We start from the raw sequence: 10851 nt of genomic DNA, 5'->3' as shown, positions 1-10851 counted from the left end.
ACCCGGTCCTCCAGCACCCGCGCACGGTCGATGATGCGGGCCAGCCGCCCGGCCACCGCGCTGATCATGCCGGCCACAGCGGTCAGGAGGAACACGGGAGCCACCGCCAGCTGGACGCTGTGGGTGACCGAGGTGACATCAACGGGCAGGTTCATGGCGCCCCATTATGGCCCGCTCACACCACCGTGATGGGCCGGCTCACACTGGTGCTCTGGCCGGATTCGTCTTCCCAGCGCAGGTGCAGTTCGCCGCTTTCACGCGCCAGGAAGGCGAACTCGATGTACGGATCCTGCGCGATCGAGATGCCCGGCTCCCAGGCGAACAGCAGCGTCTGGTTCAGCCGCGCCTCGAAGCGCGAGACGATGTTGCGCGGCCGCACGGCGCCCTGCGGGTCGGTGCGCAGGCCGCTTTCCATGATGTGCTCGATCTGCGCGCGCACGCGCAGCTTCTCGCCCTGGCGGGGCTTGGCGTTGCTGATCCACAGGCGCGGTGGCTTGGCGTTCATGGGGATGTCCTTTCTGCCCGTGGCTCACATGCCGCAACCGCTGGCGGCCACGGTCACTTCCTGACTGGCGCCCAGGATGCGCCCGCTTTTCATGCGCGCCAGCGCGTGGAGGGTCTGCGACTGCGCCAGGCGCGCGCGCACGGCGGCCTCGGCCACGCCGGCTGCGGCCGTGAAGTACAGGGTACAGGCCAGCGGCAGCGGATTGAGTTCGGCCAGCACGATGATCTGCTCGCACCAGTCCTGCCCGGTCATCGGCTCGGTCACCACCACCTTCACGGGAACGCCCGATGGGTTGTCGGCCAGCACGGGCACGTCCAGTTCCAGCCCCCGGGTCTCGGGCTTCCTGCCGCCGGTGAACTCGGCGACGATGCGCCGGAACTCCTGCGGGTTGGGGGCCAGAATGGGCGCCAGCGGCACCTTGCTCTGCTGCGCCAGCGCGGCCACCGGCAGGGCCAGCGTGGCACCACCGGCGGTGATGAGGGTTCGTCGTTGCATGGCTCAGATTCCCAGGAAGTCGCTGAACTTGGAGCGCGCCCAGGCGAAGTCCTCGGGCACGAGGTCGGCGGTGCGCACGTCCATGTCGGTCTGGGTCTGGATGACCTTGCCGCTGGCGTCCAGCTCGTAGGTGAACTTCACGGAGATCTCCTCCTGCGGCTCGGTGTTGACCATCATGTAGCAGAGATTGTCGGGCAGCAGCGGCGTCACCTCCTGGCCCGCCACGCGCTGCGCGATGTACTTGGCCACGATGCGGCCGATGTAATTGGCCACGTGGCCGCTCTTGGGGTAGTGACCGAACTGGTCCGAGATCATGCCCATCAGGTCGCCCACGAAGTACACGCGGTCGTCGGTGTTGGCATGGAACAGGTGCGGGTGGATGTCGGCCCAGCCGGTCGGCTTGCCGGCCGCGTCCTGGCCGATCAGGCCGGCGTGCCAGACCATGTCGGCGGCCTGGTGCGGCGGCATGAGGATGGCCTCGTCGAACCTGAAGTCGCCTGCAGCCGTCCTGATGTGCTTGTTGAAGGGATCGACCTCCTGCACACGCGCATTGGGCACGTGCGTGATGATGTCGGGGTACAGCTCCTGGAACGCCTGCTGGTAGCCCACGCCGATGGGCGCGATCCTCGGCTTGGGATCGAGGATCACGATCTTGCCCGGGATCTTGTTCTTCTTGATGTGCGAGGCGATCAGGCAGGCGCGCTCGTACGGCGATGGCGGGCAGCGGTGCGGTGGCGGCGGCAGCGTCATCACCAGCGTGCCACCCTTGAACGCGTGCACGCGGCGCTTGAGCGCGAACATCTCCTGGTTGGGGATGTAGGCGCTGGAGAAGTGGCGGCGCGTGTAGTCGATGACACGCTGGTCGTCGCCGAACCAGGCGTCCCACGCGTCACGGATGCCGCCCGAGAGGATGAGGTAGTCGTACTCCACGAGGCCGTGCGTGGTGCGCACGCGGCGCTGGTCGCGCTCGAAACCCGTCACGTGCGTCTGCAGCAGCGTGTAACCGTACTTGTTGGCCGGGTGCAGCATGTCGTGCTGGACGAAGTCGGTGCCCACGATGTCGATCAGCCACTTGTTGCTCATGGGGCCGGACCAGAACGTCGGGTTGCGCTCGAGCAGCACCACGTCGGCGTTGGGCATGAGCTCGCGCAGGTAGCGCGCCGCCGTCAGGCCGCCCCAGCCACCGCCGCAGACGACGATGCGCGGGCCCTTGCCGCGGCGCGGCAGGATGACCGATTGCGGGCTGATGACCGCCGGGGCGGCCAGCACGGGAGCGGCCGCGGCACCAAGTGCCAGGGCGGGCGGGGTGATCAGGAAATGGCGTCGTTGCATGAGGGTGCTCTCCTGGGTGAACGGGAACCGGATGGAAAGGAATGGGCTTGCAGGCACAGCACGGCCCACGCCCCGGCCACGATGCCGGCACAGGCGGGCACGCTGGCCCATGCCAGCGCGGACAGGCCCGCCAGCCCTTGACCGATGGTGCAGCCCACGGCCAGCACACCGCCGAATCCCATGAGCAGGCCACCAATGGCCGAGGTGGCCAGTTGCGCGGGACTCTCGAAGCCTTCCCAGCGGGCCGTGTGTGTGAGCAGGGCCGCCACGCCGGCGCCCGCCAGCGTACCCGCCACGATGGCCGGACCCAGGCTGGCGTCGCGTCCGACGGCCAGTTGCAGGAACAGCAACCCCTCGGCCACCGGGCCGACGTAGCTGAGCGAGGTGAGCGGCACCGGCTCGAACGGATCGCCCAGGTGCGCCGTGACCACCCAGGCGGTGGCCACCAGCACACCGATGATGGCCGCGCACAGCAGGGGCACCGCGTTCGAATCACCCCGGCCCGCCCTGGCCGGGCGCAGCGCATAGATCAGCAAGGGCAATGCCAGCAGGGCGGCGGCCCCCGGCGCGGCCACCGGGTCGGGCAGCCCCCAGGCACGCAACTGCTGGGGCAGTGTGGCCTGCGCCAGCGCAACCCCGCCCCAACCTTGCAGCCACTGCCGCACGGGCACCAGCACACCCGTCAGCGTGGCCTGCGCCGCCAGCCCCAGGCACAGCAGCGTCACCAGCGACCGCAGGTTGCCTCCTGCCAGCAGCACCAGCGAACGGGCGCCGCAGGCGCGCGCCAGGGCCATGCCGGCGCCGAACAGCAGACCGCCGACCAGCACGGCCACCCAGGAAAAACGCCCCCGCGCCACCGGGGCGCCATCGAGCGCCACCAGGCCCGACCATGCCAGCACCTGCGAGATCAGCAGCGCCACGGCCAGCGCCAGCGCAAAGGCGCGCAGCGCCGGTGCCGGCCCGCCCGCCGCTGCCTCGCGCAAGCCCCGCTGCAGACAGAAGCGTCCGACCCGCGCCGACGCGCCAAAGGCAGCGCCGAGCACAAATCCTGCCCACAGCAATGTCGTGATGGATGGTTCAAAAGGCATCGCAACTCCCGGCAATCAGGCGCACGGCACCCACCGATTCAGGCAGACAGGACTTGGGCGTTGGTGCGGCCTCTGGCGGGCCATGCGATCTCTCTCAGCCGACACGCGGCACAAGCGGAGTTGTCTGTGGGCGCCATTCTAGGCCCTGTCGCCGTACACCCTAGAATGCAAGCTCGAGCCGGCTTTCGCCGCACACCGAGGAGGGAAGCTCATGTCGAACCGACGCATCACCACCCTGGCCAGCCTGCTGGCGGCCGCCGCGCTCGTCGCGGCCTGCGGCGACGAGGACACCTATGGGGCCATCGCCTTCAGCCACAACACCACGCGGGCCGCCATCGTGACCGGCGGCTGGACACAATCCGAGGCCAATGATGAGGCGCGCGACCGCTGCGACGCACGCGACTGTGAGGTGGTCCTGCAGTTCCGGGAATGCGGCGCCCTGTCGGCGGGCACCCTGCCCGGCGGGCGGCTGATCATCGGTGTGGCCGAGGGCCGCTCCACCCTGGAAGCACAGACCGCCGCCAACCACGCCTGCAGCGCCAACGGAGGCGAAAACTGTCGCGACATCCCGGGGCTGGCCCCCCGGTGCAACTGATCCCCCCCTGAAGCGGGCGCCACCATCCGGTGCGCCAGCGGTCAGCCCAGCAGGCGTTCGAGCGCTTCCTGGTACTTGGCCGCGGTCTTCTCGATCACCTCGCGCGGCAGGCGCGGTGCCGGTGGCGTCTTGTCCCAGGGCTGTCCGTTGACCTTGGCCGTTTCGAGCCAGTCACGCAGGAACTGTTTGTCGAAGCTCGGCGGGTTGCTGCCCTCGGCGTACTGCTCGGCCGGCCAGTAGCGCGACGAATCGGGCGTCAGCACCTCGTCCATCAGCACCACGGTGCCGTTCTCGTCGAGGCCGAACTCGAACTTGGTGTCGGCGATGATGATGCCCTTGGCCCGCGCGATCTCGGCCGCCGCGCGGTACAGCGCGATGGCCTTGTCGCGGATCTGGGCCGCGATCTCGGGCCCCACCATCTCGACCGTGCGCTCGTAGGTGATGTTCTCGTCGTGCTCGCCCACCGCCGCCTTGGCCGCGGGGGTGTAGATCGGCTCGGGCAGCTTGCTGGCGTTGCGCAGGCCCTCGGGCAGCGGCACGCCGCAGACCGAGCGGCTTTCCTGGTACTCCTTCCAGCCGCTGCCGGCCAGGTAGCCGCGCACCACGGCCTCCACCGGGATGGGCTTGAGGCGCTTGACCAGCATGGACCGGCCCTCGACCTGGGGCACCTCCTCGGGCGCCACCACGCTTTCGGGCGCCTCGCCGGTCAGGTGGATCGGACAGATGTTCAGCCCCTGGGGCCCCAGCCTCTCGAACCACCACAGGGACAGCCGGGTCAGCAGCTTGCCCTTGCCGGGAATGGGCTCGCCCATGATGACGTCGAAGGCGCTGATGCGGTCGGAAGCCACCATCAGGATGCGGTCGTCGCCCACGGCGTAGTTGTCGCGCACCTTGCCGCGCGCCAGCAGCGGCAAGGACTTGAGGTCGGAGGTATGGAGGACGTCGGTCATGATCGGGTGGTCGGCAATACGGGACGCAAGAAAAAAAGCCCGCCAACCGAACAGTCAGCGGGCTCCGAACCATTCCGGCGAATTATCGCAGGTCGGACCGGGGTGAGATCAGTTCACCTGTTGTGCCAATTCGCCCCTGGCGTACTTGGCCGCCATCACGCTCAGGGTTTCACCCTTGATCTTGGCGCCCTGGCCTTCGCAGCCGAATTCCAGGTAGCGCTGCTTGCACACCGCCTTGGCGGCTTCGCGGGCCGGCTTCATCCATTCGCGCATGTCGAACTTTTCCGGGTTCTCGGCCATGAACTTGCGCACCGCGCCGGTCATGGCCATGCGGATGTCGGTGTCGATGTTGATCTTGCGCACGCCGTGCTTGATGGCTTCCTGGATCTCGGCCACCGGCACGCCGTAGGTTTCCTTCATGGCGCCGCCGTACTGGTTGATGATGGCGCGCAGTTCCTGCGGCACCGACGAGGAACCGTGCATCACCAGGTGGGTGTTGGGGATGCGGGCGTGGATTTCCTTGACGCGGCTGATCGCCAGGATGTCGCCGGTGGGCGGACGGCTGAACTTGTAGGCGCCATGGCTGGTGCCGATGGCGATGGCCAGGGCGTCGAGCTGGGTGGCCTTGACGAACTGGGCGGCCTCCTCCGGGTCGGTCAGCATCTGGCTGTGGTCCAGCTTGCCTTCGGCGCCAATGCCGTCTTCCTCGCCGGCATCACCGGTTTCCAGATTGCCCAGGCAGCCGAGTTCGCCTTCCACCGTCACGCCGACCTTGTGCGCCATCTCGACGACCTGACGGGTGACCTCGACGTTGTAATCGAAGCTCGACGGCGTCTTGCCGTCTTCCATGAGCGAGCCGTCCATCATCACCGAGCCGAAGCCCAGCTCGATGGCGCCGGCACAGACCTTGGGGCTGGTGCCGTGGTCCTGGTGCATGACCAGGGGAATGTGCGGATAGGCCTCGGTGGCAGCCTGGATCAGGTGCTTGATGAAGCTCTCGCCGGCGTACTTGCGGGCACCGGCCGAGGCTTGCAGGATGACGGGCGCACCGACCTCGTCGGCCGCGGCCATCACGGCCTGCACCTGCTCCAGGTTGTTGACGTTGAACGCCGGGATGCCGTAGCCATTGGCCGCAGCGTGGTCGAGCAGTTCGCGCATGGAAACGAGTGCCATGAGAATCCTCTAGTCAAAGTTGGTAACCGGTCCGTAACTCCGGGATTTTAAGGCGCCCGGCCCTGCGCGCAGACAGGCGCAGCCGACAGGCGGGTCAGGCAGCCCGGCAAATCTTCAGCGTGTTGGTGCCGCCCGGCGTGCCCATGGGCTCGCCCACGGTGATGGCGTACACGTCGCCACTTTGCATCACGCCGCGTTTTTTCAGATCGGCCTCGGCCTCGGCCAGCGCGGTGTCGCGGTCGGCGCTGGTGTCGGCCAGCAGCGGGCGCACGTTGCGGTACAGGGTCATTTTGCGCTGCGTCGCCAGCTTGGACGTGACCGCGAAGATCGGCATCATCACGTTGTGCCGGCTCATCCACAGTGCCGTGGAGCCCGAGTCGGTCAGCGCCACGATGGCCTTGGCCTTGAGGTGGTGCGCGACGAACAGCGCCCCCATGGCAATGGCCTGGTCGATGCGCTGGAAGGTCTGGCCGATGAAGTCGTCCTCCAGCGGGTCGTATTCGGTCGTCTCGGCCTCCTCGCAGATCGCGGCCATCTGCCGCACCGTCTCCAGCGGGTATTTGCCCGCCGCCGTCTCGGCACTGAGCATCACCGCGTCGGTGCCGTCGAGCACGGCGTTGGCCACGTCGGACACCTCGGCGCGCGTGGGCACCGGGTTGACGATCATGGACTCCATCATCTGCGTGGCCGTGATGACCACCTTGTCCATCTGGCGCGCGAGGCGGATCATGCGTTTTTGCAGGCCCGGCACGGCCGCGTTGCCGACCTCGACCGCCAGGTCGCCACGCGCGACCATGATGCCGTCGGAGACGCGCAGGATGTTCTCCAGCTCGGGGATCGCCTCGGCGCGCTCGATCTTGGCGATCAGGCCGGGCTTGTGGCCGATGGACGCGGCCGCCTCGTTGCACAGCCGGCGTGCCAGCTCCATGTCGGCGGCCGTCTTGGGAAAGCTCACCGCCACGTAGTCGGCCTGCAGGTCCATGGCGGTCCTGATGTCCTCCATATCCTTGGCCGTGAGCGCCGGCGCCGTCAGCCCCCCGCCCTGCCGGTTGATGCCCTTGTTGTTGGACAGCTCGCCACCGATCCTGACCGTGGTGTGCACGGCCGACCCCGCCACCTGGTCCACGGCGAGCACAATCAGCCCGTCGTTGAGCAGCAGCGTGTCGCCGGGCTTCACGTCGCGCGGCAGTTCCTTGTAGTCCAGCCCCACACCCCGCTCATCGCCCGGCTCGGTGCGCGCGGCATCGAGCACGAAGGGCTCGCCAGGCACCAGCACCACCTTGCCCTCGGCGAACTTGCCGACGCGGATCTTGGGCCCCTGCAGGTCGGCCATGATGGCGACCTCGCGCCCGGCGCGCTGCGAGGCCTCACGCACCAGGCGCGCGCGCTCGATATGGTCCTGGGCCGCGCCGTGCGAGAAGTTCAGCCGCACGACGTTGACACCGGCACGGATCATGGCCTCGAGCAGGTCCGGGTCGCTGGACGCGGGGCCGAGGGTGGCGACGATCTTGGTGGCGCGCTGGGGCATGGACACAGTCTCCGGAGTTCGCCGGATCGCTGGGCCGGCTGTAATTTGGTTTCAATTGTCCATGAAATCGGTTACCAACGGGCGCCCAACCCTGGCTCAGCCGATGGTCGAACCCTGGCGCCCCACCGTGGCCGGGTTTTCACTTGGCGCGCGGCTCCATTCATTGTTCTGCGTGACCAGGGTGTGCAGCATCGCCATGAACTGCGTGCGCTGGCCGGGCGGCAGCGGTGCCAGGATGAGCTGCTGCGCGCGCAACATGCCCGGCACGGCCTGCGCCAGCACCTGCTGGCCGGCGGGTGTCAGGTGCAGCAGGCGTGCCCGGCGGTCTTCGGTCGAGCGGCGCCGTTGCAGCCAGCCGCGTGCCTCCAGCCGGTCGACCACCCCGCCGATGGTGGAGGTGTCCAGCGCAATCCGGCCGGCCAGCGTCCGCTGGTCGATGCCCGGTTGCAGGGCCACCACCTGCAGCGCACCGAACTGCACCGGGGTGAGGTTGAGACCACCCGCCGCCATCTCCTGCAGAAAAATGCCCACGGCAATCTGCTGCAGGCGGCGGATGGCATAGCCGGGCAGCAGGTCGATATCGCCATCGAACGCTTCGGAAGGGTTCATGGTTCAGACACGGGTTAACCCGCATGGGCAACCGGATCATGGTAGCACTAGGATATCGTCAGTGTACTCATCATATGGGTGCCACCCGTCACGCGCTACACCAAGGGAATCGACATGAGCCATGAACTGGGTCGGCTGGAAGATCTGCCGCAGGACTACCGCGATGAGCTGGCCCGGCAGAACCTGGTGCCCCTGTGGCCCAGCCTGCGCGCCGTGCTGCCCCCGGGCATACCGGCGCGCCAGACCCGGGCCACACGCTGGCGCTATGCCGACATCCGGCCACTGCTGTTGCGGGCCGGCGAGCTCACGCCGATCGAGAAGGCCGAGCGCCGCGTGCTGGTGCTGGCCAACCCCGGCCACACGCTGGAGAAGATGCAGGCCAGTGCCGCCATCTACCTGGGCATGCAACTGCTGCTGCCCGGCGAGTGGGCGCCCAGCCACCGCCACACGCCCAATGCCGTGCGCATGATCGTCGAGGGCGAGGGTGCCTGGACCACGGTGGACGGCGAGAAGTGCCCGATGCACCGCGGCGACCTGATCCTCACACCCACCGGGCTGTGGCACGAACACGGCCACGACGGCAATGCGCCCGTGATCTGGCTCGATGTGCTGGACCTGCCGCTGGTCTACTACACGGAGACCAGCTACCACCTCAACGGCACGACCCAGACGGTCGAGCCCGGCCAGGGGCACCGTGCCTACGCGCGCGCCGGCCTCGTGCCCACTCCGGTGTTCGACCGCAGCGGCCGGCGCTACCCGCTGCTGCGCTACCCCTGGGCCGAGGCGCGCGCCGCGTTGCTGTCGCTGGCCGGGGACCGCCCCGGGCTGGACCACGTGCAGATCACCTACGTGAACCCCGAAACCGGCGAGGACGCCCAGAACATCCTGGGCCTGCACGCCCTGATGCTGCGCCCGGGCCAGACGCTGGCCCTGCCCGCGCGTTCGCCGGCGGCGGTGTACCACGTCATCGAAGGCGCCGCGCGCGTGGCCACCGATGCGCAGGGATTCGACCTCGCACCGGCCGACACCTGCTGCATCCCGGGCTACACCGCCACCACACTGACCAACGCCTCGGCCACCGGGCCGGCCTTCCTGTTCGTGGCCGACGAGTCGCCGCTGCACCGCAAGCTCGGCGTGTACGAAGTGCGCGCCGATGGCCAGCCGGCCATGCCCGCCCAACCCTGACCCGCATTTCCCTCCTCCCGCATGAGCACATACCTGTTTCCGCCACCCCCCGTTCCGTCCCTGCCCATCCGGGGCCGCACGGAGCGCTTTCCCGTCAACCGCATTTTCTGCGTCGGCCGCAATTACCACGCGCACGCGCTCGAAATGGGCAAGCCGGTCGACAAGTCGGCCGAGCGCCCGTTCTACTTCACCAAGTCGCCCCAGACCCTGGTCGACAGCGGCGCCACCGTGGCCTACCCGCCCGGCACGGCCAACTACCACTACGAGATGGAACTGGTGCTGGCCGTGGGCCGGGCGGGTTTCCGCGTCAGCGCCGACAACGCCCACGAGATCATCTTTGGCTATGGCGCCGGCCTGGACATGACGCGCCGCGACCTGCAGCTGGCCGCACGCGACAAGGGCCGCCCCTGGGACCTGGGCAAGGACATCGAACAGGGTTCGGTCTGCTCGGCAATCGTGCCGATGGAGGGCACGGTGATCAGCCAGGGGGCGATCGCGCTGGAGGTCAACGGCGTGACCCGGCAATCGTCCGACGTCGACAAGCTGATCTGGAATATCCGTGAGATCATTGCGGACCTGTCGCAGTTCTACCACCTGCAGCCCGGCGACCTGATCTACACCGGCACGCCCGAGGGCGTGGGTCCGGTGGTGACGGGCGACCGGATCACCGGCCGCGTCGACGGCGTGGCCCAGGTGTCCCTGACCATCGGCGACCCGGCCTGAACCCCCTGCCCGTTTCCAGCGATGATGAAGCTCTACAACTACTGGCGCAGCGGCACCTCGCACCGCACGCGCATCGCCCTCCAGCTCAAGGGCCTGTCCTACGAGTACCTGCCGGTGCACCTGGTCAAGGACGAGCACCATGGCGACACGTTCAAGGCGGTCAACCCGCAGCAGCTCGTGCCGGCACTGGACACTGGCCACGGTGTGCTGATCCAGTCACCGGCCATCATCGAATGGCTGGAGGAGCAATACCCCGAACCGCCGCTGCTGCCGCGCGACCCGCTGCAGCGCGCCCAGGTGCGTGCACTCGCGGCCATCGTCGGCTGCGACATCCACCCGGTCAACAACAAGCGCATCCTCGACTACCTGCGCCAGACCTTCGGTGCCAACACCGACGCCATCAACGCCTGGTGCGGCACCTGGATCGGCGCCGGCTTCGACGCCTACGAGGCGCTGCTGGCCGCCGACACCCGGCGCGGCCGCTTCAGCCATGGCGATGCCCCCACCATCGCCGACGTGTTCCTCATCCCGCAGATCGAAAGCGCGCGCCGCTTCAAGGTCGACCTCACGCGCTGGCCCCTGATCGCCGAGGTCGAGAAGGCCTGCATGGAACTCGACGCGTTCCAGAAGGCCGCACCACGCCAGCAGCCCGACGCGGAGTGAGGTGA

Annotated in this window: 13 protein-coding genes; 4 read left to right on the top strand and 9 right to left on the bottom strand. The window is 68.4% G+C overall.

Going from position 1 to position 10851, the window contains the following annotated elements; all coding sequences use genetic code 11:
* The 5 genes from PHQ87_RS03130 to PHQ87_RS03110 all read right to left on the bottom strand — a co-directional run.
* Positions 1 to 155 (bottom strand): DUF2721 domain-containing protein (locus PHQ87_RS03130; RefSeq protein WP_300231124.1); only part of this gene is annotated, 155 nt, incomplete at its 3' end.
* A 20-nt stretch (positions 156 to 175) separates the two neighbouring features.
* Positions 176 to 505: a thiosulfate oxidation carrier complex protein SoxZ gene (locus tag PHQ87_RS03125; protein ID WP_300231120.1), complete on the bottom strand. Its 330-nt coding sequence runs from the start codon at positions 503 to 505 to the stop codon at positions 176 to 178.
* A 24-nt stretch (positions 506 to 529) separates the two neighbouring features.
* A complete protein-coding gene (locus PHQ87_RS03120) occupies positions 530 to 1000 on the bottom strand; it encodes a thiosulfate oxidation carrier protein SoxY (RefSeq protein WP_300231118.1) in 471 nt (156 codons plus the stop codon).
* Between the two features lie 3 nt (positions 1001 to 1003).
* Positions 1004 to 2332 (bottom strand): FAD/NAD(P)-binding oxidoreductase, encoded by a 1329-nt coding sequence (locus PHQ87_RS03115; protein WP_300231116.1) that lies wholly within the window; start codon positions 2330 to 2332, stop codon positions 1004 to 1006.
* On the bottom strand, positions 2311 to 3420 hold the full coding sequence (locus PHQ87_RS03110; protein ID WP_300231114.1) for a YeeE/YedE family protein: 1110 nt from the start codon (positions 3418 to 3420) through the stop codon (positions 2311 to 2313). Before PHQ87_RS03110 ends, PHQ87_RS03115 begins: the two co-directional genes overlap by 22 nt.
* Positions 3421 to 3631: 211 nt before the next feature.
* On the opposite strand from PHQ87_RS03110, the gene PHQ87_RS03105 reads away from it, so the two are divergent.
* Complete coding sequence (locus PHQ87_RS03105; RefSeq protein WP_300231112.1) at positions 3632 to 4015, top strand: DUF4189 domain-containing protein; 384 nt, start codon at positions 3632 to 3634, stop codon at positions 4013 to 4015.
* A gap of 41 nt (positions 4016 to 4056) precedes the next feature.
* Here PHQ87_RS03105 and PHQ87_RS03100 read toward each other — a convergent pair whose 3' ends face one another.
* The 4 genes from PHQ87_RS03100 to PHQ87_RS03085 all read right to left on the bottom strand — a co-directional run bounded on the left by PHQ87_RS03100 (position 4057) and on the right by PHQ87_RS03085 (position 8275).
* Positions 4057 to 4965: a phosphoribosylaminoimidazolesuccinocarboxamide synthase gene (locus tag PHQ87_RS03100; RefSeq protein WP_300231110.1), complete on the bottom strand. Its 909-nt coding sequence runs from the start codon at positions 4963 to 4965 to the stop codon at positions 4057 to 4059.
* Between the two features lie 108 nt (positions 4966 to 5073).
* Entirely contained in the window at positions 5074 to 6138 is a 1065-nt protein-coding gene (gene fba / locus PHQ87_RS03095) for a class II fructose-bisphosphate aldolase (protein ID WP_300231108.1), read from the bottom strand.
* Positions 6139 to 6232: 94 nt separating this feature from the next.
* A complete protein-coding gene (gene pyk, locus PHQ87_RS03090; protein WP_300231106.1) occupies positions 6233 to 7666 on the bottom strand; it encodes a pyruvate kinase in 1434 nt (477 codons plus the stop codon).
* Positions 7667 to 7762: 96 nt separating this feature from the next.
* Complete coding sequence (locus PHQ87_RS03085; RefSeq protein WP_300231104.1) at positions 7763 to 8275, bottom strand: MarR family transcriptional regulator; 513 nt, start codon at positions 8273 to 8275, stop codon at positions 7763 to 7765.
* Positions 8276 to 8389: 114 nt separating this feature from the next.
* Between PHQ87_RS03085 and PHQ87_RS03080 the strand changes: the two genes are divergently transcribed.
* The 3 genes from PHQ87_RS03080 to maiA are packed head-to-tail and all read left to right on the top strand — an operon-like array spanning position 8390 to position 10846.
* Positions 8390 to 9460, top strand: a complete 1071-nt coding sequence (locus tag PHQ87_RS03080; protein ID WP_300231102.1) for a cupin domain-containing protein — start codon at positions 8390 to 8392, stop codon at positions 9458 to 9460.
* A gap of 21 nt (positions 9461 to 9481) precedes the next feature.
* Positions 9482 to 10183 carry a fumarylacetoacetate hydrolase family protein gene (locus PHQ87_RS03075; RefSeq protein ID WP_300231100.1) on the top strand — a complete coding sequence of 234 codons (702 nt, stop codon included), beginning with the start codon at positions 9482 to 9484 and terminating at the stop codon, positions 10181 to 10183.
* Between the two features lie 24 nt (positions 10184 to 10207).
* A complete protein-coding gene (maiA, locus tag PHQ87_RS03070; protein ID WP_300231122.1) occupies positions 10208 to 10846 on the top strand; it encodes a maleylacetoacetate isomerase in 639 nt (212 codons plus the stop codon).
* Positions 10847 to 10851 lie beyond the last annotated feature (5 nt).

The organism is Hydrogenophaga sp. (genome assembly GCF_028698005.1).
In the GTDB taxonomy this organism is placed as follows: domain Bacteria; phylum Pseudomonadota; class Gammaproteobacteria; order Burkholderiales; family Burkholderiaceae_C; genus Hydrogenophaga.
Note: the sequence above shows the minus strand (reverse complement) of the source record. Positions and strands in the feature narration are given on the sequence as shown.